Consider the following 22,432-nt stretch of genomic DNA (forward strand, 5'->3'; position numbering starts at 1 on the left):
CGTACAACCGCCACTTCTCGTATGGTGGAAAAAAGTTTCCGAAAGGTGGCAGTCATTACCTGCTACCGGCCGGTAGGTGCGACCATCGGAACGCACGTACGGGGCCCCCGGGCCATCCGCGTGCGGCAACGAAGCTCAGGAAAGCGAAGGACTCGGCCATGGCAACGGCGCCCAGCGTCTCGTACTCGATGACGGTCAGGCTGGAGGTGCCCGCGAGCGGCACAGCGGTCTCCCAGCTCACCACGGCCGTGGAGTCCTCCGGTGGCTCGGTCACCGGCCTCGACGTGACCGCTTCCGGCCACGAGAAGCTGCGGATCGACGTCACGATCGCGGCCTCCTCCACCTCGCACGCGGACGAGATCGTCGAGGGGCTGCGCGACATCGAGGGCGTCATCCTCGGCAAGGTCTCCGACCGTACGTTCCTGATGCACCTCGGCGGCAAGATCGAGATGGCGTCCAAGCACCCCATCCGCAGCCGTGACGACCTCTCGATGATCTACACCCCCGGTGTGGCGCGCGTCTGCATGGCCATCGCCGAGAACCCCGAGGACGCGCGCCGTCTGACCATCAAGCGGAACTCCGTCGCCGTGGTGACCGACGGCTCCGCGGTGCTCGGCCTGGGCAACATCGGCCCGATGGCCTCGCTGCCCGTCATGGAGGGCAAGGCGGCCCTCTTCAAGCGCTTCGCGGGCATCGACGCCTGGCCGATCTGCCTGGACACCCAGGACACCGACGCCATCGTGGAGATCGTCAAGGCGATCGCCCCCGGCTTCGCGGGCATCAACCTGGAGGACATCTCCGCGCCCCGCTGCTTCGAGATCGAGGCGCGACTGCGCGAGGCCCTGGACATCCCCGTCTTCCACGACGACCAGCACGGCACCGCCATCGTCGTCCTCGCCGCCCTGACCAACGCCCTGCGCGTGGTCGGCAAGGGGATCGGCGACGTACGGGTCGTCATGTCCGGAGCCGGCGCCGCCGGCACGGCCATCCTCAAGCTGCTCATCGCCGCCGGCGTGAAGCACACGGTCGTGGCCGACATCCACGGTGTGGTGCACGCCGGCCGCGAGGACCTGGTGGACGCCACCCCGGACTCCCCGCTGCGCTGGATCGCCGACAACACCAACCCGGAGGGTGTCACCGGCACCCTCAAGCAGGCCGTCGTCGACGCCGACGTGTTCATCGGCGTGTCCGCCCCCAACGTCCTGGACGGTGACGACGTGGCGGCCATGGCGGAGGGCGCCATCGTGTTCGCGCTCGCGAATCCGGACCCCGAGGTGGACCCGGCGATCGCCCGCGAGACGGCTGCCGTCGTGGCCACCGGCCGCTCCGACTTCCCGAACCAGATCAACAACGTGCTGGTCTTCCCGGGTGTCTTCCGCGGTCTGCTGGACGCCCAGTCCCGCACCGTCAACACGGAGATGATGCTCGCCGCCGCGCGCGCCCTGGCCGACGTCGTCGCCGAGGACGAGGTGAACGCCAACTACATCATCCCCTCGGTCTTCAACGACAAGGTCGCCGGAGCGGTCGCGGGCGCCGTCCGCGAGGCGGCCAAGGCGGCCGGGGTCGCCGAGGCCGCGGGCGACCCGGCGTAGCATCCCGCACCGCGCCGTCGGCGGGGGCCGGCCACGGCTCCCGCCGACGGCGCCCCCGCCCGCGTACGGGCGTGTCCGTACGGCTTCGTACGGCGCGTCGCGGGTCGCGGCGTCCCAAACGCCCCTTTAGGGTGGGCGGGCAGCGAGCCCCGCAGGCCCTGCATCCGCTGCGTACCGCTCCGACAAGTCGACGGAACGTCATCACGGCCACGTGGTGGTGGTTTTCGTATGACGTCGGGGGGTCCGGATTGGCGTTAGCGCCGCAGGTGGGGGCAGGATGCGTATTCGGGCGCGAGGGTCTGACATCAGACCCGGGTCCGGGGACTGTCAGAGGGCCCTGGCAGCATCGGCTTCGATCTCACGCCTCACAGGCAAGAAGAACACGGGAGTACAAACATGAACCGCAGTGAGCTGGTGGCCGCCCTGGCCGACCGTGCCGAGGTGACCCGCAAGGACGCCGACGCCGTTCTGGCCGCCCTCGCCGAGACCGTCGGCGAGATCGTCGCCAAGGGCGACGAGAAGGTCACCATCCCCGGCTTCCTGACCTTCGAGCGCACCCACCGTGCCGCTCGCACCGCTCGTAACCCGCAGACCGGCGACCCGATCAACATCCCGGCCGGCTACAGCGTGAAGGTCTCCGCGGGCTCGAAGCTCAAGGAAGCCGCCAAGGGCAAGTAAGTCCCCCGAGGCGTCAGGAAGGGCGGCCGTCCCCCACCGGGGCGGCCGCCCTTCGGCGTACCCGGGCACCCGTACGGGGCGTTCACCGTTCCGCACAGCGGCCGTGCGGGCGTTGAGAGGCTGGCTGCGGCCTTCGCGGCGCGCTGCCCGGCCCCCGGGAGGCGCGGCGCCTCGTTCGGCCCTGTACGGGCGTTCTGCGGCCCGTGCCCCGGTTGCCGGTCCCGTGCCCTCACGCGTCCGGCCCGGAAGGCGGGCGGTGACGTGCGGTCACCGGGCGGGGGAGCGGGGAGCGACCACGGCACAAGACCGCCGCCCCGGCGTCCGTACGGTGTGTACGGGGCCGGGGCGGCGGTCTTCACGGGTGGTGCGGGTGCGCAGTGCTGTGTGCGGCAGCGCTGTGCGCGCCGGGGCGCGTACGCCTCAGACGAGCGAGCCGCCCGGCAGCTCGACCTTCGCGCCGAGCTTCTCGAGCTTCTCCATGAAGTTCTCGTATCCGCGGTTGATCAGGTCGATGCCGTGCACCCGGGACGTGCCCTGGGCGGCCAGGGCGGCGATCAGGTACGAGAACCCGCCGCGCAGGTCGGGGATGACCAGATCCGCGCCCTGGAGCTTCGTCGGACCGGACACGACCGCCGAGTGGAGGAAGTTCCGCTGGCCGAAGCGGCAGTCCGAGCCCCCGAGGCACTCGCGGTACAGCTGGATGTGCGCACCCATCTGATTGAGCGCCGAGGTGAAGCCGAGCCGGGACTCGTAGACCGTCTCGTGGACGATCGAGAGACCGGCGGCCTGCGTCAGGGCCACGACCAGCGGCTGCTGCCAGTCGGTCTGGAAGCCGGGGTGGACGTCCGTCTCCAGGGCGATCGCGTTGAGCGCGCCGCCCGGGTGCCAGAAGCGGATGCCCTCGTCGTCGATCTCGAAGGCGCCGCCCACCTTGCGGTAGGTGTTGAGGAAGGTCATCATCGAGCGCTGCTGCGCGCCGCGCACGTAGATGTTGCCCTCGGTCGCCAGGGCCGCGGAGGCCCAGGAGGCGGCCTCCAGCCGGTCCGGGATGGCCCGGTGGGTGTAACCGTCGAGCTTGTCGACACCGGTGATCCGGATGGTCCGGTCGGTGTCCATCGAGATGATCGCGCCCATCTTCTGCAGGACGCAGATGAGGTCCTCGATCTCCGGCTCGACGGCGGCGTTGGACAGCTCCGTGACGCCCTCGGCGAGAACTGCGGTCAGCAGCACCTGCTCGGTGGAACCCACCGACGGGTACGGCAGACGGATCTTGGTGCCGCGCAGGCGCTGCGGGGCCTCCAGGTACTGGCCGTCGGCGCGCTTCTCGATGGTCGCGCCGAACTGGCGGAGCACCTCGAAGTGGAAGTCGATCGGCCGGCCGCCGATGTCGCAGCCGCCGAGACCCGGGATGAAGGCGTGCCCGAGCCGGTGCAGCAGGGGGCCGCAGAACAGGATCGGGATGCGCGACGAGCCCGCGTGGGCATCGATGTCGGCGACGTTCGCGCTCTCGACGTGCGACGGGTCGAGGATGAGTTCGCCCGGCTCGTCGCCGGGCCGGACGGTCACGCCGTGCAGCTGCAGGAGCCCGCGGACGACCCGCACGTCGCGGATGTCGGGCACGTTGCGCAGTCGGCTGGGCCCGCTGCCGAGCAGCGCGGCGACCATTGCCTTCGGCACCAGGTTCTTGGCGCCTCGGACGCGGATCTCGCCCTCCAGCGGGGTTCCGCCGTGGACAAGCAGGACATCGTCTGTGCCGGTCATGTATCTCGCGTTCCGGAGTGGTCGGGCAGGGGGCCATCAAAAGGGTAATGGGCTCCGGCACCCCTTCAGTAGGCCGCCCGGCGCGGGACGGACAACCTGAACGCGGCCCGATACGTTCCGCTCGCCCCGCCTTGCGGAGGGTCACCGTCCCGCCCGGCCCTTCCGGACCCCTGCGGGCGTGCGCTCCCCGCGTGCCCGGCGCGCCTCCGTACGCCCTGAGCTGCGGACGCGCCCCCGCGGCGAGGAGACCGGGCGCCCGGTCCCCGCGGAGGGCGGGAATGCGGGATCATCTGTGCCATGACGGAGGTGTCCTCGCTCACAGGACGGCTGCTCGTGGCCGCGCCCGCCCTGGCGGATCCGAATTTCGACCGTGCGGTGGTGCTGCTCCTCGACCACGACGAGGAGGGCTCGCTCGGCGTGGTCCTGAACCGCCCGACCCCGGTCGGCGTCGCGGACATCCTGGCCTCCTGGGCCGGGCTGACCGGTGAACCGGACGTCGTCTTCCAGGGCGGCCCGGTCTCCCTGGACTCCGCCCTCGCGCTCGCGGTGATCCCCGGGGACGAAGGCCCCCTGGGGTGGCGAAGGGTCCACGGGGCGATCGGCCTGGTCGACCTCGAAGCCCCTCCCGAGCTGCTCGGAGCCGCCCTGGCCTCGCTGCGGATCTTTGCCGGATACGCCGGCTGGGGGCCCGGCCAGCTGGAGACCGAGCTCACCGACGGCGCCTGGTACGTGGTGGAGTCGGAGCCGGGCGACGTCTCCTCGCCGCACCCCGAGAATCTCTGGCGCGCGGTTCTGCGCAGGCAGCGGAGCGAGCTGGCGATGATCGCCACGTATCCGGACGACCCTTCGCTGAACTGATGCACGGAGCTTTCAGTACGCTTGGCAGTTATGAGCACTCTTGAGCCCGAGCGCGGGGCAGGTACGGGGACCCTCGTAGAGCCGACGCCGCAGGTGTCGAACGGCGACGGCGACCACGAGCGCTACGCCCACTACGTCCAGAAGGACAAGATCATGGCGAGTGCCCTCGAGGGCACTCCCGTGGTCGCACTGTGCGGCAAGGTCTGGGTCCCGGGGCGCGACCCCAAGAAGTACCCGGTCTGTCCCATGTGCAAAGAGATCTACGAGTCCATGGGCGCCGGAGGCGACAAGGACAAGGGCAAGGGCAAGGACGGCGGCAAGAAGTAGCCCGCCCGGCACCCTTTTACCTCTCCCCGTTTCCCGCCTGACCTGACCTGACCACGGCCCCCGGGGCACGCCACGACGCGTGCCCCGGGGGCCGTCCGCATGTCCGGGCGGGGTCCCACAGGTGCGCGTCGCGCGGGCCGCTCCGCGTGGTCACAGAGTGGTAGAGACCACTTGTCGGAGCGCGGACGCCCCCTTAGTCTCCTGCAAGTTGTGCAGAACGAAACGTCCGTTGCAAGGAATGCAACGATTGACCGGTAGGGGTCCCGGATGAAGCTTTCTGCCCGAATCGCCGCTCCGGCCGCGGCACTTGTGCTGGCGGGAATCACCGCCACCGCGTGCGCGCCGCAGACCTCCGACACCAGTTCCAAGGGGGACGGCAAGACCGGCACGCTCCGCGTCTGGCTGTTCCAGGAGGTCGGCAACAAGCCCAAGGAGAAGGTCGTCGACGCCGCGGTGGCCGAGTTCGAGAAGGCCCACGAGGGGGCCGAGGTCGAGGTCGAGTACATACCCGTCGACACCCGGGCCCAGCGCGTCAAGGCCGCCTTCAACGACCCGAAGAGCGCCCCCGACGTCATCGAGTACGGCAACACCGACACCGCCGGATACGTCAAGGACGGCGGACTGGCCGACGTCACCGAGGAGTTCGGGGCCTGGGACGAGGCGAAGGACACCGACCCGACCGCCAAGCAGTCCGTGACGGTGGACGGCCGGATCTACGGGGCGCCCCTCTTCGTCGGCGTGCGCGCCCTGTACTACCGCACCGACGTCTTCGAGGAGCTCGGCATCGAGCCGCCCAAGTCCCAGGGCGAACTGATCACCACCGCGAAGAAGATCCACAAGGAGAGGAAGGACCTCTACGGCCTCGCCGTCGGAGGCGCCTACACCTACGGGGCGATGCCCTTCATCTGGGCCAACGGCGGCGAACTCGCCGGCGAGACCGGGGTCACCTACAAGTCCGCCGTCAACAGCCCCAAGGCCCGCAAGGGCATCGAGGCCTACACCTCGCTCTTCGGCGACGACAACTGCCCGGCCGCCAAGTGCGCCTCCATGGGCGGCAACGCGACCGTCACGGCCTTCGCCTCCGGGAAGGCCGCCATGGCCATCGGCGGCGACTTCAGCCACGCGGCGGTCGAGGCGGGCTCGGTGAAGGGCAGGTACGCGGTCGTGCCGCTGCCCGGGGTCGCCGAGGGCTCGATCGCCCCCGCCTTCGCCGGAGGCAACAACATCGGTGTCCTCAAGAGCAGTTCGCACCGCACCCTCGCCGTCGACCTCATGAAGTCACTGGCCGGCAAGAAGACGCAGGCCGCGATGTTCGACGCCATGGGATTCCTGCCCACGTACACGGACGTCCTGGACAACGCCGCGAAGAAGGAGCCCTTCGTCGGCCCCTTCGTCCGGACGCTCGACGCGGGAGCCAAGTTCGTCCCCGCCTCCCCGGCCTGGGGCCAGATCGACGCCTCGCTGGTGCTTCCGACCATGTTCCAGGAGATCGTCAGCGGCCGTAAGGACGTGGCCGCCGCCTCGGACGACGCGGCGAAGAAGATGGACGCGGCGTTCGCCGAAGCGGGCTGACCGATGACCGCGGACACCACACTGCACAAGGCCCCCGCAAGTGCCGGGGCGGGCGGGGAGCGCCCCCGCCCGCCCCGCCGCCGGCCGGCGTCACCCGCACGGCGCTCCGGCTGGACACCCTGGCTCTACCTGCTCCCCGCGCTCGTCCTCCTCGGCGGACTGCTCGTCTACCCGATCTATCAACTGGGCCTGATCTCCTTCCTGGAGTACACCCAGGCCCAGGTCAGCGGCGGCGAACCGACCACCTTCCAGGGCTTCGGCAACTACGCCACGCTCTTCGGGGACAGCCAGTTCTGGCAGGTCCTCCTCTCGACGGTGCTCTTCGCCGCGGCCTGCGTCCTCGCCACCCTCCTCGTCGGCTGCGCCCTGGCCGTCCTGCTCACCCGCATCCGCGCCCTGCCCCGGCTCGCGCTGATGCTGGCCGCACTCGGCGCCTGGGCGACACCGGCGATCACCGGATCGACCGTCTGGGTCTTCCTCTTCGACCCGGACTTCGGCCCTATCAACAAGGTGCTGGGGCTCGGCGACTTCTCCTGGACCTACGGGCGCTGGAGCGCCTTCGCCCTGGTCCTCCTCGAAGTGCTCTGGTGCTCGTTCCCGTTCGTGATGGTGACCGTGTACGCCGGCATCAGGGCGATCCCCGCGGAGGTGCTGGAGGCCGCCTCGCTCGACGGCGCCTCCCAGTGGCGGATCTGGCGGTCGGTCATGGCACCGATGCTCCGGCCGATCCTCACCGTCGTCACCATCCAGTCGGTCATCTGGGACTTCAAGGTCTTCACCCAGATCTACGTCATGACCGGCGGCGGTGGCATCGCCGGACAGAACCTGGTGCTCAACGTGTACGCGTACCAGAAGGCGTTCGCCTCCTCGCAGTACAGCCTCGGATCGGCCATCGGCATCGTGATGCTGCTGATCCTGCTGGCCGTGACGCTGGTGTACCTGCGCCTGGTGCGGCGGCAGGGGGAGGAACTGTGAGCCCACGCACGCTTCTGCGCGTCCGGCGGCCCGGACGGCTCGCGGCCGAGGCGGCCGCCCTGCTGATCGCCGTCGTCGTCGCCTTCCCGCTGTACTGGATGGTGCTCTCGGCCTTCAAGCCGACGGGCGAGATCCAGTCCACCGAGGCCCGGCCCTGGACCCTCGCACCGTCCCTCGACTCGTTCCGCAGGGTCTTCGAACAACAGGACTTCGGGCGCTACTTCCTGAACAGCCTGGCCGTCGCGGGCACCGTGGTCGTCGTCTCCGCCCTGATCGCCTTCCTCGCCGCGACCGCCGTGACGAGGTTCCGCTTCCGCTTCCGCACCACGCTGCTGATCATGTTCCTGGTGGCGCAGATGGTGCCGGTGGAGGCGCTGACCATCCCGCTGTTCTTCCTGATGCGCGACGTCGGCCAGCTGAACACCCTGGGTTCGCTGATCCTCCCGCACCTCGCCTTCTCGCTGCCGTTCGCGATCTGGATGCTGCGCGGCTTCGTCAAGGCCGTACCGGAGGCCCTGGAGGAGGCCGCGTACATCGACGGGGCGAGCCGCACGCGCTTCCTGTGGCAGATCCTCTTCCCGCTCGTCTTCCCGGGCCTCGTGGCGACCAGCGTGTTCTCCTTCATCTCGACGTGGAACGACTTCCTGTTCGCGAAGTCGTTCATCATCAGCGACACCTCCCAGTCGACGCTTCCGATGGCGCTGCTGGTCTTCTTCAAACCCGACGAGAACGACTGGGGAGGGATCATGGCGGCCTCGACGGTGATGACCATTCCCGTGCTGGTCTTCTTCGTCCTCGTACAGCGGCGCCTGGTCTCCGGACTCGGCGGCGCGGTGAAGGACTGACATGCACGACCTGATTCCGGCACCCGCACGCGTGGAGGGCGAAGGCCGCCGCGGCTTCGTCCTCGACGAGGCCACCACCCTCACGGCGGGACCCGGCACCGAAGGCACGGAGCGGTGGCTCCGCAGCACCCTCGGGGCCGCCTTCGGCCTGCGGCTCGCTCCCGGGGCCGTGGACGCCGAAGGCGCCGCGAGCGACCCGAACACCGTCGAACTGCGCGTCGACCCCTCGCTGGAGCCCGAGGGCTACCGGCTGGTCGTCTCGCCCGCGTGGGGCGTACGCATCACCGGAGGGAGCGCGGCCGGTGTGTTCTGGGGCGCGCAGACGCTCCGTCAGCTCCTCGGGCCCGAGGCCTTCCGCCGCGCTCCCGTCGGCGTTTCGGGGCCCAGGGGCCTCGCCGCCATGGAGATCGAGGACGGTCCCCGCTTCGGCTGGCGCGGGATGATGCTGGACGTGGCCCGGCACTTCACGCCCAAGGAGGGCGTGCTGCGCATGCTCGACCTGCTGGCCGCCCACAAGCTGAACGTCTTCCACTTCCACCTCACCGACGACCAGGGCTGGCGGGTGGAGATCGAACGCCACCCCCGGCTCACCGAGGTCGGCTCCTGGCGTGCTCGCTCCAAGCACGGCCACCGTGCCTCCGAGCTCTGGGACGAGACCCCGCACGGAGGCTTCTACACCAAGGACGACATCCGGGAGATCGTCGCCTACGCCGCCGAGCGGCACATCCGGGTGGTCCCCGAGATCGACATCCCGGGCCACTCGCAGGCGGCGATCAGCGCCTATCCGGAACTGGGCAACACCGACGTCGTCGACACCTCCGCGCTCTCCGTGTGGGACACCTGGGGCGTCAACCCGAACGTACTCGCGCCCACCGACAACACCCTGCGGTTCTTCGAAGGGGTCTTCGAGGAACTGCTCGAACTCTTCCCCGCGGACACGTCGCCCTTCTTCCACATCGGCGGCGACGAATGCCCCAAGGACCAGTGGAGGCAGTCCCCGACGGCGCAGGCGCGCATCGCGGAGTTCGGTCTGGCGGACGAGGACGAGCTCCAGTCCTGGTTCATCCGGCACTTCGACCGCTGGTTCGCCGACCGCGGACGCCGGGTCATCGGCTGGGACGAGATCCTGGAGGGCGGCCTCGCCGAGGGAGCGGCCGTGACCTCGTGGCGCGGTTACGGGGGCGGGATCGCCGCCGCCGAGGCCGGGCACGACGTGGTGATGTGCCCGCTGCAGCAGGTGTACCTGGACTACCGCCAGGCCGACGGGCCGGACGAGCCGATGCCCATCGCGTACGTCCGCACCCTGGAGGACGTCTACCGCTTCGAGCCCGTGCCCCCGGGCCTCTCCGAGGAGGCGGCCCGTCATGTGATGGGGACCCAGGCCAACGTCTGGACCGAGGTCATGCAGAACCAGGACCGCGTCGACTACCAGGTCTTCCCCCGCCTCGCCGCCTTCGCCGAGGTCGCCTGGTCCCGTCTCCCGGCCCCCAGGGAAAGGGACTTCGCCGGGTTCGAGCGCAGGATGACCGCCCACTACGCCCGCCTCGACGCCCTGGGCGTCGCCTACCGGCCGCCCACGGGCCCGAAGCCGTGGCAACGCCGCCCCGGTGTCCTGGGCCGCCCGATGGAGGGGCCGCCCCCGATCGCGTGACCGGTGCTCCGGAGTCCGGCCGGGGGAGATGAGTAAGTCGTACGAATCTCCTGAAGGGTGGCAATTCGTACGTGCGGCAGATGCGCTGCCAAAGGCGACTTTTCCCCTGGCCGGGGACGGAAGCACCCTTCGCGGACCCTCGCGACGGGCAGCCCGGAAGATGTGCCAGAGTTGCCACGTCCCGGCCGTGAGCACGTACCGTACGGCGGACAGGCGGGACTGCCGGGACACCGGGAAGGGGCAGCTGGGTTGACCACGCACGCACCGCAGGCCATGCGGTCGGTGATGCTGCCGGCCTCGCTCGACGAGGCCGTGGCGGCTCTCCGCGCCATGCCCGCCGCCGTACCGGTGGCCGGCGGCACGGACCTGATGTCGGCGGTCAACAAGGGCCTGCTGAGGCCCTCGGGGCTGGTCGGCCTCAGCCGGATCAGCGAACTGCGCGGCTGGCACTACCAGGACGGCCACGCCCTGCTCGGGGCGGGCCTCACCCACGCGCGCATGGGCCGCCCCGACTTCGCCGCGCTGATCCCCGCGCTGGCCGCGTCCGCCCGGGCCGCGGGTCCGCCCCAGATCCGTAACGCCGGAACCCTCGGCGGCAACATCGCCGGCGCCGCCCCCACGGGCGACACCCTGCCGGTCCTGGCCGCGCTGGAGGCCGAGCTGGTCATCGCGGGCGCCGAAGGGGCGCGCCGTGAGATGCCCGTCTCGCACCTCCTCGCGGGCCGCGAGATGCTCGAACCCGCGGAGCTGATCGCCTTCGTCCGGGTGCCCCTCCTGCACGCCCCGCAGGTCTTCCTCAAGGCGACCGGGCGCACCGGTCCCGGCCGGGCCACCGCCTCCGTCGCGATCGTCCTGGACCCGGCCCGGCGCGGGGTGCGCTGCGCGGTCGGCGCGATCGCGCCGATGCCGCTGCGGCCGCTGGAGGCCGAACGCTGGATCGCCTCACTGATCGACTGGGACGGTGAGCGGGGCCTGGCCCCCGACGCGCTGGCCGCCTTCGGCGAGTACGTCGCGGCCGCCTGCATCCCGGACCAGGCACCACCGGACGACGGCGGAGAGGCTCCTCCGCTCTCGCCCGCCGTACTCCACCTGCGGCGCACCGTCGCCGCGCTCGCCCGACGCGCACTGGGGAGGGCACTGTCGTGACCAACGAGGAGAACCCGGAGCACGGTCGGCAGCCCGACCCGTACGCCGGCTGGGAGCCGACCCCGCAGGGCGGCGAGTACGACGCCGAGGCGACCGCCTTCGTCCACCTGCCCCCGGAGGACCTCGCGGGCCTCGGGAACGACCCGCTGGCCGCCCCGGGCCACAGCTACGTCCCGCCGATGATCCTGCCGCTGACCCCGGCGGCGGGACTCGACCCCGCGGCGACGGGTAGCTGGGTCGTGCAGACGCAGGGGCAGCAGGAGCGCGCCGCCCACCGGCAGGAGGACGCCCCGGAGGCGGTCCACTGGCCGGACCCGAACCAGCCGCAGGACCCTTACCAGCAGCCGTACCCGGACACCTCGCAGTACGCGCAGACGTCGTCCACGACCGCCCAGTGGAACTTCACCGCCGCCGTCCCGCCCGAGCCCGAGCCGGTGCCGGAACCGGCTGGACACACCGGCCAGTGGACGATCCCGGTGGCCGACGGCGACCTCCCGGACGAGTCCGGCGAGTTCTCAGCCTCGGCGATGGCCTCGTCCTGGTACACGGAGACGCCCCCGGCCACGCTGCCGGGCGGAGCCCCCGCCCCCTGGGCGGCCCCGGAACCGGAGACCGGGCCGGCCGCCGAGGAGACCCCCGGGACCCCCGGCACCCCGGCCGAGCCGGAGGAGGCGCCGGTCGCTCCGGCCGCTCCCTCCCCGGCCGTCCACTCCTCACCAGTCCACTCCTCGGTCGTCCACTCGGAGCCCGAGGAGGACCGCCGGGCCCCGGAGGCGGCCGACGCCCCCGACGCCCCCGACGACCTTCACGCCGAGCCCGACGGCACCGACCCGGAGCGCCCCGAGACTCCGGCCTCCGAGACGACCCCCTCGGAGGACCCCGCCACCGGGGAGCCCGCGCCGGAGGCCGGTACGGCCGAACCGCATGAGGCCGACGCCGCGCACCTCCCCGGGCACGCCGACGAGCCCGCCCCGACCGCCCTGCCCGGCGGCCCCAGCGAGCACCCCTCCGCCTCGTACGTCCTGCACGTCAACGGCGTGGACCGGCCCGTGAGCGACGCCTGGATCGGGGAGTCGCTGCTCTACGTGCTCCGCGAGCGGCTCGGGCTCGCCGGGGCCAAGGACGGCTGCTCGCAGGGCGAGTGCGGCGCCTGCAACGTCCAGGTCGACGGCCGCCTCGTGGCGTCCTGCCTGGTCCCCGCCGCGACGACCGCCGGCAGCGAGGTCCGTACCGTAGAGGGACTCGCGGTCGACGGTGAACCCTCCGACGTCCAGCGGGCCCTGGCCGAGTGCGGCGCCGTCCAGTGCGGCTTCTGCATCCCCGGCATGGCCATGACCGTGCACGACCTCCTGGAGGGCAACCACGCCCCCAGCGAGCTGGAGACCCGCCAGGCCCTGTGCGGCAACCTCTGCCGGTGTTCCGGCTACCGGGGTGTGCTAAACGCCGTACGCGAGGTCGTGGCGGGCCGGGAGGCCACCGCGGAGGCGGCGCTCACCGCCACCGACGACGCCGAGCCGCGCATCCCGCACCAGGCCGCCCCGGGCGCGGGCAGCGCCCAGGCAGACGAGGGAGACGTCCGGTGAGCACCGTGCCGTCCCCCGCACGACCGGTCACCCCCACCAGCAGCCGCAGCGCGGCGTACGACAAGGAGGCGGCGTGACCAGCGACGCAGCCACCGCGACCAGCACCCCCCTCGCGCCGGCGCCGCCCGAGGCCACCGGCCCGGACCAGGAGCGGCCCGCGCTCGGACTGGGCACCTCGCTGCCGCCCGCCGACGCCCGCGCGAAGACCGAGGGCACCTTCCCCTACGCCGCCGACCTGTGGGCCGAGGGCCTGCTGTGGGCCGCGCTGCTGCGCTCGCCGCACCCGCACGCGCGCATCCTGTCCATCGACACGACGGCCGCCGCCGGCATGCCCGGCGTCCGCGCCGTCGTCACCCACGAGGACATCCCCGGGGACGGCGCCTACGGCCGCGGGGTCGTCGACCGCCCCGTCTTCGCCTCCGACCTCGTACGTCACCACGGGGAGGCCATCGCCGCGGTCGCCGCCGACCACCCCGACACCGCCCGGCTGGCCGCCGCGGCGATCATCGTCGACTACGAGGTCCTCGAACCGGTCACCGACCCGGAGAAGGCCTTCGCCGCCGAACCCCTGCACCCCGACGGCAACCTGATCCGCCACATCCCGCTCCGCTACGGCGACCCGGACACCGTGGGCGAGGTCATCGTCGAGGGCCTGTACCGCATCGGCCGCCAGGACCCCGCCCCGATCGGCGCCGAGGCCGGCCTCGCCGTCCCCCGGCCCGACGGCGGCGTCGAGCTGTACACCGCCTCCACCGACCCGCACACCGACCGGGACCTGGCCGCCGCCTGCTTCGGACTGGACCCCGAGCGGGTCAAGGTGGTCGTCACCGGCGTCCCCGGAGCGACGGGCGACCGGGAGGACCCGGGCTTCCAGATCCCGCTCGGCCTGCTCGCCCTGCGCACCGGCTGCCCCGTCAAGCTGGCGGCCACCCGCGAGGAGTCCTTCCTCGGGCACGCCCACCGCCACCCCACACTGCTGCGCTACCGCCACCACGCGGACACGGACGGCAGGCTGGTCAAGGTCGAGGCGCAGATCCTCCTCGACGCGGGCGCGTACGCCGACGCCTCGTCCGAATCCCTCGCCGCGGCCGTGGCCTTCGCCTGCGGCCCGTACGTCGTCCCGCACGCCTTCATCGAGGGCTGGGCGGTCCGCACCAACAACCCGCCCTCGGGGCACGTGCGAGGCGAGGGTGCCCTGCAGGTCTGCGCCGCCTACGAGGGCCAGATGGACAAGCTCGCCGCCAAGCTGGACATCGACCCGGTCGAGCTCAGGCTGCGCAACGCCATCGCCACGGGCGACATACTCCCCACCGGACAGACCGTCACCTGCCCCGCCCCCGTCGCCGAACTCCTCGACTCACTCAGGGACTTCCCCCTCCCGGTGCTCCCCAAGGACGCTCCGGAGGACGACTGGCTGCTCCCCGGCGGTCTGGAAGGCGCCGGGGAACCCGGGGCGGTCCGCAGGGGCGTGGGCTACGCCCTGGGCATGGTCCACATGCTCGGCGCCGAGGGCGCGGACGAGGTCTCCACGGCCACGGTCCGGGTCCACGACGGTGTGGCCACGGTCATCTGCGCGGCCGTCGAGACCGGCCAGGGCTTCACCACCCTCGCCCGCCAGATCGTCCAGGAGACCCTGGGCGTCGAAGAGGTGCACGTGGCGGCGGTCGACACCGACCAGCCCCCCGCCGGCCCCGCCACGCACGGGCGCCACACCTGGGTCTCGGGCGGCGCGATCGAGCGGGCCGCGAAGATGGTCCGTACCCAGCTCCTCCAGCCCCTGGCCCACAAGTTCGGCATGTCCACCGAGCTCCTCCAGATCGCCGACGGCAAGATCACCTCGTACGACGGGGTGCTCTCCACAACCGTCACCGAGGCGATGGACGGCAAGGAACTCTGGGCCACCGCCCAGTGCCGCCCGCACCCCACCGAGCCGCTGGACGAGGCGGGGCAGGGCGACGCGTTCGTCGGCCTGGCCTTCTGCGCGATCCGCGCGGTCGTCGACGTCGACATCGAACTCGGGTCCGTCCGCGTGGTCGAGATGGCCGTCGCCCAGGACGTCGGCCGCGTCCTCAACCCCGCCCAGCTGGCGACCCGTATCGAGGCGGGCGTCACCCAGGGCGTCGGCGCGGCCCTGACGGAGAACCTCCGTACCGCCCGCGGGATCGTCCGCCACCCGGACTTCACCGGGTACGCCCTGCCGACCGCCCTGGACGCCCCGGACATCCGGATCGTCAAGCTCGTCGAGGAACGCGACGTGGTCGCCCCCTTCGGCGCCAAGGCGGCCTCCGCGGTCCCGGTGGTCACCTCTCCCGCGGCGGTGGCCTCCGCGGTACGCGCCGCCACGGGCCGCCCCGTCAACCGCCTCCCGATCCGCCCGCAGGCGGCGGTGGCGGCGACGCCGAAGGGCTGAGGGGCCTCGGCCGCCGGTAGACGGATCGAGGCAACGCCGAGGCGCCGGGCGGATGTTCCGCGCCGGCGCCTCGGGCGCGGCTCTCCGCGCTCTCATCTCGCGGCGAGGCTACTCACAGGCTGCAGACTGCTCGACGGCCTTGGTGTAGTCGACGATCAGGCGCTTCATGACCGTCTGGTCGTCGGTTCCGGAGTCGGAGACCTGAACCACCGCGTAGAGGTTCTGTTCAGGGTGCTCCGGCGACGTGCAGGAAGAGGTCTTGCCGACGCCGGCCTTCCCGGTGTAGACGAAGCGCCCGTCGTCCGACAACGTTCCGCCGTCCATGCCGGCGTATCCCTCCGAGACCATCGCCGTGGTGTCCCTTTCGTTCCACCATGATTGGGTGAGGCTCAGGGCAGCCTTGCCGTCCACGGTCACGTCGCAGCGTGTCGCTCCGCCGCTCAGCCTCGACTTTGCCGACGCGATGGAGTCACCACCCGGCAGCACGGCCTTCACCAGTGCAGGGTCCACGGGGGTTCCGCACAGCGAAGTGGGCACGGTGTACGCCTTCTCGGGCGTGTCGTCGCCGGAGCACGCCGACAGGCTGGACGTGAGAACGACGGTGACCGACAGGGAGACCAGCGTGCCAGTGAACCGGTGACGTCGGAGAGATGCACGGGCAGACAACGTGAGCAGCCTTTCGAGGTTCGGACAGGGAGCGACGCGGCGGGACGCCGTCCTTGGACAGTCGATCAGATGTCCGTCTTCAGGTGTGGAGACATGTGCGCGGTGTTGACGCCTGCTGCGCGGAAGCCCTCCTGGGCGGCAGCGCGCGCCTTCTCATCGAGGCTGTCGTCCATCACGTCATCACGGTGGTGCGCCTTCGCCGCGTTCTCCACGGCCGACTCGGTGTACCCCGAGTTCTGGTCGTTGCCGCTCTCCCAGTACTCGCCCATGACCGGGCCCGCGTCGTCCTTGGCGTGCCCCTCTGCATCCTGGAAGAGGGCTTCGAGGACCATGCTGCTCACGGTCCCCGCCACGCCGCCTGCAACTGCACCGCCCACAGGGCTGGCGATGAACGACGTACCGACGCCGATGCCCGTCCCGATCCCTCCGGAGATCGCGTTCTTCCACTGCCCCACGGACTGGTCGAACTCCTTGTCGGACTCCTCGGCGGGCCCGGCGACCGCCTCCTGGCGGCCGATGGCGAGCGTGCCGGACACTTCGCCAGAACCGTGAGCAACCTGCTCGATGGTGAACTGCGTGTCATTGGAGTACCGCTGATCGGCTGCCAGATCCGGGTTCAGGTGGTAGTCCATGAGGTTCGCCATGTAGGCCTTGTTGGCCACCTCCACGGCGGCATACCCCTCGGGGTTCTGTCCCACAGTCAGCAACAGGGCGTTCACATCACGGTGGTTGAGCGTGGCGGAGCTGCCGGCGACGGGGAACAGCTTGTTCGTGTCCTCGTCCTGGTCGTCGGTCATGGCCCGGTTGATGTCCGGCAGGTACTCCGATGTGATCTGCCCGATGCTGTCGGACATGTAGTTGTACTTCGTGAGCCGTTCGTTGTCGTCCGAGACGGAGGCCACGAGCGATTCGAACAGCTTGGTCTGCCCCTCGTTGTGCGCGGGCGTGTCCGCCGTCGGCAGCTCGCCCGCAGGGTGCCCGGTCGTGGCGGCCTCCAGAGCGAGGGCGAGATTGTTGCGGCCGGTGATGTCGTCGTCGCCCTTGAGGTTCGTCTCCTGCGGCCACTCCCGCTCCTCGAAGAGGTACTGGAAGTTGGAGAGTGGGACCTTCCCGTTCTTGCCGTTGCCGTCCGTGTCGCGCTCGAAGGGGGAGTCGTCCTTGGAGACATACTCCTCGTTGAAGAAGTCGGTCGCCGCGTCAGGGCTGTTGGACAGACCCTTGAGGTAGCCGGTCAGCGGGTCGTCTCCGCTGTCGTCACCGATCCTGTTGAGCCACGGGTCCATGCCCATGTGCTGCCACGCCATGTTGGCGTGCTCGCCGTTGCCGGTGAGCTTGCGTTCCGTCTCCATGAGCTTGGTGCCGTAGCTCTTGAGGAACTGGTCGTCGTAGTCGCCGGTCCGCATCAGGTTGCTCATGACCTGGAAGCCCATGGGGCCGCCGCCGTCCCGTCCGATGGGCTGGTCGCCGAGCTTGATCATGTTGCCCTTCCAGCTCGTCATGTCGGCGGAGTCGCTCTGCGTGGCGGTGGCGAGCGTCATCCCGAGATTGCGCTGGAGGTCGTCGAACTTGTCGACCCGTTCCTGGCCGAGGGAGGGGTTCATGGCTGGGTCGTTGATGCCCTGCCAGAACTCGAGGGTCTTCTTGGGGCCGAGCTGCGTGGCGAACCGCTCGGAGAACAGCGGATCGTCCTTGTACTTCTCCAGGCCGTTGTTGATCCTGTCGAAGTCGGCGGGCGTGAGGTCCTCGGGATTCTTCGCCGCGATCTTGGCGAGGTCCTCAGCCGCCTGGACCGCTTCCGCCGCAGAGTCGCGGTCCTTGTAGTTGGCGTCCGAGAAGCCCATTCTGGCCTGGTCGGCTATCGCGGTCAGCACCTTGCTCGCCGACTCGTCGCTCTCCGAGGCGTTCTTGAGGATCGCCTGTACCTCGTCGCGCAGCGCGGTGACATCGCTCTCGCTGTGGTCCGGCACGGTGGTGCCCCGGGCCGCCCGGTCAGGGTGGATGTTCATGGTGACGGTGAAACCGCCGCCGCCCGTGCTGGTGACGGTCAGATTCTTCTTCTGACCCCGGCTGATGGCGGCCTCGAGATCCTTCTTGTACTGGCGCAGCTCGTCCCGAGTGTCCGTGAGGATCTTGTGAATGGTGTTGGCCTGTGTGTGGGCATCTCCGAACTCGCCGGCTGTCTTGCCGACGAATTCCTTGGTGACCTGGGCGTTCAGACCGGTCCAGTCGGCCGAGTTGGCGGCCTTGTGCAGCCCGTCCTCGGCTTGCCTCTTCAGTTCGACGAGGTGCCGTACGAGCAGGCCCCAGTCCGAGACGGCCTCGTCGAGCGTGGTGAAGTTGGCGAAGCGCAGCGCGTTGAGATCCATGAGGTGTCGTTTCTCCTGTATGACTCTGTGGTCGCGCCGTTACTTCTTGGGCTCGTACGCCGGGTTCTTCTTGCCCGGATCACCGACCCGTTCGTCGAATCCGGCATCCAGGGCGTCGATGCTGCTCACCGCCCGGTGGATGTAGGCCTCGTCGCCGGCATGCACCTTTTTGGTGACCTGCATGTGGTTGGAGATGTGGGCACATGCGTCCATGAGCGACTTCAGCTGCTCGTCCCACCGGGTCGACACATGCTTGAGCCCGCCGCCCAGCGCGAAGCCCTGACCACTCAGATCACCGGCGGCCTTGTCGCTGCTGGGAACGGCCACCCGGGCCTTGTTCCAGAGGTCGTTGTAGAGGCCGTGGGCCTGGCTACCGATCTTCGCCAGATCGCTGTGCCCCACCTTGAGATCACCCGTCTGCCCAGGCAGAGCCGCAGAGCCCCCGCCTCCGGGGTCGAGTTGGTTCAACTGCATTCCGGTCGACCGCCGGTCGGCGGCCTGCGTCTTCAGTTGCTCCCACTCGTCCCATGCCATGGGTGACCCTTCCCCCGTCTGCTTGTCCTGCGCCGGCGTGCCCCGGTGGGCGTCCAGGCCCGCAGGCCAAGCTAGCAACCCCTCAGGATGTCTTCTTGGGCGGAGCCCGAACCCGGAGCCCTGGTGTGTGCATCTTGTGGAGAACTCGGCGGAATCGTCGGGGCGAGGTTGAACGATCCCGCATGCGGTCCGCCAGGGAACCGGCCCATCGGGACCGGACGCGTCCGTACGATCCTCGGTGAGGTGAGAGAGCCGACAACGACGGGAGACTGCTCATGCAATGGCCGGCCCGACAGGAGTTCGACCGTGTCGCCGGACGACAGCAGAGCTGGGGGGCGGGCCTGCTTGTGGTGTCCGCAGCCCTTTTCCTCTGGTTGGGGTACTTGCTGATGATCCCGTTCACGGTCCACGACTATCAAGATGAAATCGCCTGCGAGGCGCCGGTGTTCTACGACAGCGAGAGCACCTCGTACAGCCAGGGTGCGGGGAAGCTTTGCAGCGCCGAGCGGGACTGGCCGGAACTCCTCGGGCTCGGACTTCTTGCCGTGCCGCCGGCTGTCGCGGGCGCGGCACTGTTCACGAGCGGGAGCGCACGCAAGCGGGCGAGTTCCCATGTCTTCCGAATCCTCGAGATGCAGGAGTCCCAGGAGCGCGCCCGGCAGAGGGCTCAGCCGAAACCCTGAGTGTGGGGCCCAAGTACGAGGCGCCCGGCGATCGAGACGGGGAACTGGCCGGTGCGGCCCCCGGCACGAGGATGACAGCCACCCCCGCACATCGGGGGTGGCCGTTGCCTTCCGCTGGAGACCGTGACCGGATTCGAACCGGTGTAACTCGAGTTGCAGTCGAGCCCCTGAGCCTCTCGGGCACACGGTCGGGGTGTGTCGCTGGGGTGTGTCGCTGGGGTGTGTCGCTTCCCCCTGTGCTCACGACCGTACGGCCCGGACCCGGCGACGCCAACAGATCTCCGACCGTCGCAATACGACTGCCATACGCCGTTCATGAACGGCGCGCGCGTTCCACGGTTCCTAAACTAATGAGCAGGAGTGAGTCCTGGGCCCATACCTCGTCACTGTGGACGTCCCGGACGGTGACCTCGGCGCTCGGCCCCCGAGTCTCGGGCCCCGAGCGCCGAATGTGGCCTGTCACTCGTTCGGGGCGTCGGGGGAGGCCTGCGGGCCGACGCTTGAGCTTCGGGCTTCGAGGGCTGAGACACGAGGGCCGAGGTTCGAGCGGTGTTGTTCATCCGGGAGGTAGGTAAAGGCTTTTGGGAAACCTCCCCTCCCTCCCGCCCCGTCACGGCCAGCAAGTATGACTAATCGTGATCGAGTTGCAGCAGAGAGTCGCCGCTGTCTACGGTGCCCACAACGAGACGACCCCGACACGGTGTTAGCCGCACCGGCCGGGGTCTGACCCAAGATCGCTTACCCAAGAAGGACGATCTCGTGGCTACCCAGCAGATTAGCTCCGCCCGGCCCGCTCCCGCAGGCTCGCGCCCGTACCGCAAGGCGCACACCGGCTACGGCAAGCGGACCATCCCGGCCCAAAGCCCTTCCGGTGCAGGCGCCTTCGCCTATCTGCCCGAGCGCGAACGCTACGTTGCCGGGTACATCGACCACCTGCCCGACGGCGCCGCGATGGACATCAAGTCGCTGGCCAAGGACCTGCCCCTGTACGGCCAGATGGCCATCGGCAGCGCGCTGCGCGCCCTCGCCGTGGCCGGGCACCTCCGCCGGGTCCGCTGCCGGGTCGAAGGGGACGGCCAGTGGCGGTGGGTAACGCTCACCTACTGGTCCCGCATCGCCCACGACAACGAGTGGTGGGCCGCCGGACTCGCAGGCGAGCAGGCACCCGACCCGGCCGCCGAATCGGCGGACGTACCCCAGCAGCGCACACCGGCCGTACTCCAGCAGCGCACACCGGCCGTGCCTCAGCAGCGCACACCGGAGCTCCCCAGCCACGAGCCGCACATGCCTCAGGTGCCGCAGGCCGAGCCGAGCGCGGAGGCTCCGGCTGTCGCGCCCCCGTCCCTCGCCTACCTCGCCCTCGCCGGACTCGGCCGCAGCGAACCCCGCCTGGCGCTCTCCGCCGCCGACTGCGCCGCGCTGGAACCGCTCGCCGCCGCCTGGTTCGCGCGGGGCGTCAGCGCCGACTACCTGACCTCGGCGCTCACCGCCGGCCTGCCCGAACGCATCGGATCACCCATCGGCCTGGTACGCCGCCGCCTCACCGACAAGATGCCGCCCCACCTGCCCGCAGCACCCGCACCGAGCCAGGGTGGCCTCCCCGGCAGCCCCGCCCGAAGCGTCCTGGTCGAGTGCACCGACTGCGGACGCCCCGGACCGGCCGAAGCGCTCCCGGACGGCCTGTGCCGTCCCTGTACGACCGCGAACCAGCCGGCGGAACCGTCAGGGGGTGCCGCAGCCCCGGCGGAGGTCGAACGCGACGTCCCTGCCCTCGTCGCGAGCCTCCGGAACCTGATGCGCACCCCCTGAGCGGTCCGGCGTCGGCCACGCGCGGGAATCCGCCGGGGCGAGTTGCGCGATCACCAGCCCGTACAGCAGCTTGGTCGTCGATGCTGGAGTCGAGGATCTGGATGCCCCAGCCGGGATGGTGAGGTGCGGGCGGTCCAGAGCTCGAACTCCAATGCCGTGTCAGGCAAGGTTCGTCCTGTGCTGATCGTTGAGTTGGTGCCTGGTAGCGTCCCTCTCTTCGGCTGGGGCAGCCTGCTGGAGTCCTGACGGGACGCATGGTGAATTCTCCGGATGACAGTCTTCTTGGCGCTGCGACAACGCGGGTCGCGAAGGTCTTCGGCGGTATGACGGCACAAGCCGGTGAGGCCGGATGCGGCCGGTGTTTCGATGAGGGCGAGGTCGAGCTGCTGCGGACTCCTGACGTCCCGCTCCCCGCGGACCTCGTCCGCAGGGTCGCGCGGAAGGATCCCTTCCACTGGGACGACCGGTCCGCGATCATCCGTCGGGTTCTGCCGCAACTCGTCGTGGTACTCGCCGAGGGCGAGACCGAGTCCGACCTCATGGCCCGTGGACTGGCCGCGGCGGGTTGGTCGCACTGGCCCCGCGAGCAGGCTGGGGCTGTGACCGGATTCCTGGACGCATGGTGGACGCAGACCCTGAGGACGAAGTCGCCGCCCACTTCAGCGAGTGCGGTGTTCGAGAGCTGTGTGACCGCGAGTTCCTCGGTCGCCCCGTGGCTCGCCCGCTGGGAGGCTGAGATGTGCCCGATCGCCCGCCGTCACCTGGCAGACAGCCTGGACCGGTGGCGGGAGGAGTTGACGTCCGACGACTCGCCCTTCACATGGTGGTGGGGCACAGAGGCGGAAGAGCAGGCCGCCTGGCAGGAAGTGAAGCGGTGGCTGGCCGTTCAGGCTCGGGCGATGTGAGCCCGGAAGGGCTGGTGCCTGACCGCAGCCATGGACTCCGAACCGCCCGATTCAGGCGATATTCGGCCTGG

General features: G+C 70.4%; 18 protein-coding genes and 1 tRNA gene. 14 read left to right on the forward strand and 5 right to left on the reverse strand.

Annotation, left to right across the window (positions count from 1 at the left end; all coding sequences use genetic code 11):
• The first annotated feature begins 158 nt into the window (after window positions 1-158).
• Complete coding sequence (locus ACGFNN_RS00315; protein WP_362668088.1) at window positions 159-1,592, forward strand: NAD-dependent malic enzyme; 1,434 nt, start codon at window positions 159-161, stop codon at window positions 1,590-1,592.
• Between the two features lie 396 nt (window positions 1,593-1,988).
• Window positions 1,989-2,270 (forward strand): HU family DNA-binding protein, encoded by a 282-nt coding sequence (locus ACGFNN_RS00320; protein ID WP_003968811.1) that lies wholly within the window; start codon window positions 1,989-1,991, stop codon window positions 2,268-2,270.
• A gap of 420 nt (window positions 2,271-2,690) precedes the next feature.
• Here the strand turns inward: ACGFNN_RS00320 and murA are convergent, their stop codons facing one another.
• Window positions 2,691-4,031, reverse strand: coding sequence for a UDP-N-acetylglucosamine 1-carboxyvinyltransferase (gene murA / locus ACGFNN_RS00325; protein WP_006124927.1), 1,341 nt, complete (start codon window positions 4,029-4,031; stop codon window positions 2,691-2,693).
• 297 nt (window positions 4,032-4,328) lie between these two features.
• Between murA and ACGFNN_RS00330 the strand changes: the two genes are divergently transcribed.
• The 9 genes from ACGFNN_RS00330 to ACGFNN_RS00370 all read left to right on the forward strand — a co-directional run bounded on the left by ACGFNN_RS00330 (window position 4,329) and on the right by ACGFNN_RS00370 (window position 15,398).
• Entirely contained in the window at window positions 4,329-4,889 is a 561-nt protein-coding gene (locus tag ACGFNN_RS00330) for a YqgE/AlgH family protein (protein WP_362668091.1), read from the forward strand.
• A gap of 30 nt (window positions 4,890-4,919) precedes the next feature.
• Window positions 4,920-5,216, forward strand: coding sequence for a DUF3039 domain-containing protein (locus ACGFNN_RS00335; protein WP_362546802.1), 297 nt, complete (start codon window positions 4,920-4,922; stop codon window positions 5,214-5,216).
• Between the two features lie 267 nt (window positions 5,217-5,483).
• Window positions 5,484-6,788, forward strand: a complete 1,305-nt coding sequence (locus ACGFNN_RS00340) for an extracellular solute-binding protein (protein WP_393551463.1) — start codon at window positions 5,484-5,486, stop codon at window positions 6,786-6,788.
• Window positions 6,789-6,791: 3 nt separating this feature from the next.
• Entirely contained in the window at window positions 6,792-7,763 is a 972-nt protein-coding gene (locus tag ACGFNN_RS00345; RefSeq protein WP_393551465.1) for a carbohydrate ABC transporter permease, read from the forward strand.
• The gene (locus tag ACGFNN_RS00350) at window positions 7,760-8,608 is read left to right on the forward strand and encodes a carbohydrate ABC transporter permease (protein ID WP_393551467.1); all 849 of its coding nucleotides are present in this window, start codon (window positions 7,760-7,762) and stop codon (window positions 8,606-8,608) included. Before ACGFNN_RS00345 ends, ACGFNN_RS00350 begins: the two co-directional genes overlap by 4 nt.
• Before the next feature lies 1 nt (window position 8,609).
• A complete protein-coding gene (locus tag ACGFNN_RS00355; RefSeq protein ID WP_393551469.1) occupies window positions 8,610-10,259 on the forward strand; it encodes a beta-N-acetylhexosaminidase in 1,650 nt (549 codons plus the stop codon).
• Between the two features lie 249 nt (window positions 10,260-10,508).
• Complete coding sequence (locus ACGFNN_RS00360; RefSeq protein WP_393551471.1) at window positions 10,509-11,405, forward strand: FAD binding domain-containing protein; 897 nt, start codon at window positions 10,509-10,511, stop codon at window positions 11,403-11,405.
• Window positions 11,402-12,988 (forward strand): (2Fe-2S)-binding protein, encoded by a 1,587-nt coding sequence (locus ACGFNN_RS00365; RefSeq protein ID WP_393551473.1) that lies wholly within the window; start codon window positions 11,402-11,404, stop codon window positions 12,986-12,988. The genes ACGFNN_RS00360 and ACGFNN_RS00365 overlap by 4 nt, the downstream gene beginning before the upstream one ends.
• Window positions 12,989-13,061: 73 nt before the next feature.
• Entirely contained in the window at window positions 13,062-15,398 is a 2,337-nt protein-coding gene (locus ACGFNN_RS00370) for a xanthine dehydrogenase family protein molybdopterin-binding subunit (protein ID WP_393551475.1), read from the forward strand.
• 108 nt (window positions 15,399-15,506) lie between these two features.
• On the opposite strand, the gene ACGFNN_RS00375 is transcribed toward ACGFNN_RS00370, so the two are convergent.
• The 3 genes from ACGFNN_RS00375 to ACGFNN_RS00385 form a co-directional block, all read right to left on the reverse strand.
• Window positions 15,507-15,935: a hypothetical protein gene (locus ACGFNN_RS00375; protein ID WP_393551477.1), complete on the reverse strand. Its 429-nt coding sequence runs from the start codon at window positions 15,933-15,935 to the stop codon at window positions 15,507-15,509.
• A 194-nt stretch (window positions 15,936-16,129) separates the two neighbouring features.
• Window positions 16,130-18,430, reverse strand: a complete 2,301-nt coding sequence (locus ACGFNN_RS00380; protein WP_393551479.1) for a hypothetical protein — start codon at window positions 18,428-18,430, stop codon at window positions 16,130-16,132.
• 39 nt (window positions 18,431-18,469) lie between these two features.
• Window positions 18,470-18,964, reverse strand: a complete 495-nt coding sequence (locus ACGFNN_RS00385; protein WP_393551481.1) for a hypothetical protein — start codon at window positions 18,962-18,964, stop codon at window positions 18,470-18,472.
• Window positions 18,965-19,239: 275 nt separating this feature from the next.
• Between ACGFNN_RS00385 and ACGFNN_RS00390 the strand changes: the two genes are divergently transcribed.
• Window positions 19,240-19,647 carry a hypothetical protein gene (locus ACGFNN_RS00390; RefSeq protein ID WP_393551482.1) on the forward strand — a complete coding sequence of 136 codons (408 nt, stop codon included), beginning with the start codon at window positions 19,240-19,242 and terminating at the stop codon, window positions 19,645-19,647.
• Window positions 19,648-19,762: 115 nt separating this feature from the next.
• Here the strand turns inward: ACGFNN_RS00390 and ACGFNN_RS00395 are convergent.
• Window positions 19,763-19,837, reverse strand: a tRNA-Cys gene (locus ACGFNN_RS00395).
• Between the two features lie 569 nt (window positions 19,838-20,406).
• Here ACGFNN_RS00395 and ACGFNN_RS00400 point away from each other — a divergent pair.
• Together ACGFNN_RS00400 and ACGFNN_RS00405 are read left to right on the forward strand one after the other, a co-directional pair.
• Window positions 20,407-21,456, forward strand: a complete 1,050-nt coding sequence (locus tag ACGFNN_RS00400; protein ID WP_393551484.1) for a MarR family transcriptional regulator — start codon at window positions 20,407-20,409, stop codon at window positions 21,454-21,456.
• A 323-nt stretch (window positions 21,457-21,779) separates the two neighbouring features.
• Window positions 21,780-22,361: a hypothetical protein gene (locus tag ACGFNN_RS00405; protein ID WP_393551486.1), complete on the forward strand. Its 582-nt coding sequence runs from the start codon at window positions 21,780-21,782 to the stop codon at window positions 22,359-22,361.
• The last annotated feature ends 71 nt before the right edge of the window (window positions 22,362-22,432 follow it).

Origin of the sequence: Streptomyces sp. NPDC048590, from assembly GCF_043199535.1 — a bacterium.
Classification (GTDB): domain Bacteria; phylum Actinomycetota; class Actinomycetes; order Streptomycetales; family Streptomycetaceae; genus Streptomyces.

Excerpts from the sequence above, each read along its gene's own strand:
- ACGFNN_RS00315 (WP_362668088.1), top strand. The coding sequence starts at position 159 with ATGGCAACGGCGCCCAGCGTCTCGTACTCGATGACGGTCAGGCTGGAG.
- ACGFNN_RS00320 (WP_003968811.1), top strand. The coding sequence starts at position 1,989 with ATGAACCGCAGTGAGCTGGTGGCCGCCCTGGCCGACCGTGCCGAGGTG.
- murA (WP_006124927.1), bottom strand. The coding sequence starts at position 4,031 with ATGACCGGCACAGACGATGTCCTGCTTGTCCACGGCGGAACCCCGCTG.
- ACGFNN_RS00330 (WP_362668091.1), top strand. The coding sequence starts at position 4,329 with ATGACGGAGGTGTCCTCGCTCACAGGACGGCTGCTCGTGGCCGCGCCC.
- ACGFNN_RS00335 (WP_362546802.1), top strand. The coding sequence starts at position 4,920 with ATGAGCACTCTTGAGCCCGAGCGCGGGGCAGGTACGGGGACCCTCGTA.
- ACGFNN_RS00340 (WP_393551463.1), top strand. The coding sequence starts at position 5,484 with ATGAAGCTTTCTGCCCGAATCGCCGCTCCGGCCGCGGCACTTGTGCTG.
- ACGFNN_RS00345 (WP_393551465.1), top strand. The coding sequence starts at position 6,792 with ATGACCGCGGACACCACACTGCACAAGGCCCCCGCAAGTGCCGGGGCG.
- ACGFNN_RS00355 (WP_393551469.1), top strand. The coding sequence starts at position 8,610 with ATGCACGACCTGATTCCGGCACCCGCACGCGTGGAGGGCGAAGGCCGC.
- ACGFNN_RS00380 (WP_393551479.1), bottom strand. The coding sequence starts at position 18,430 with ATGGATCTCAACGCGCTGCGCTTCGCCAACTTCACCACGCTCGACGAG.
- ACGFNN_RS00385 (WP_393551481.1), bottom strand. The coding sequence starts at position 18,964 with ATGGCATGGGACGAGTGGGAGCAACTGAAGACGCAGGCCGCCGACCGG.
- ACGFNN_RS00390 (WP_393551482.1), top strand. The coding sequence starts at position 19,240 with ATGCAATGGCCGGCCCGACAGGAGTTCGACCGTGTCGCCGGACGACAG.
- ACGFNN_RS00405 (WP_393551486.1), top strand. The coding sequence starts at position 21,780 with ATGACGGCACAAGCCGGTGAGGCCGGATGCGGCCGGTGTTTCGATGAG.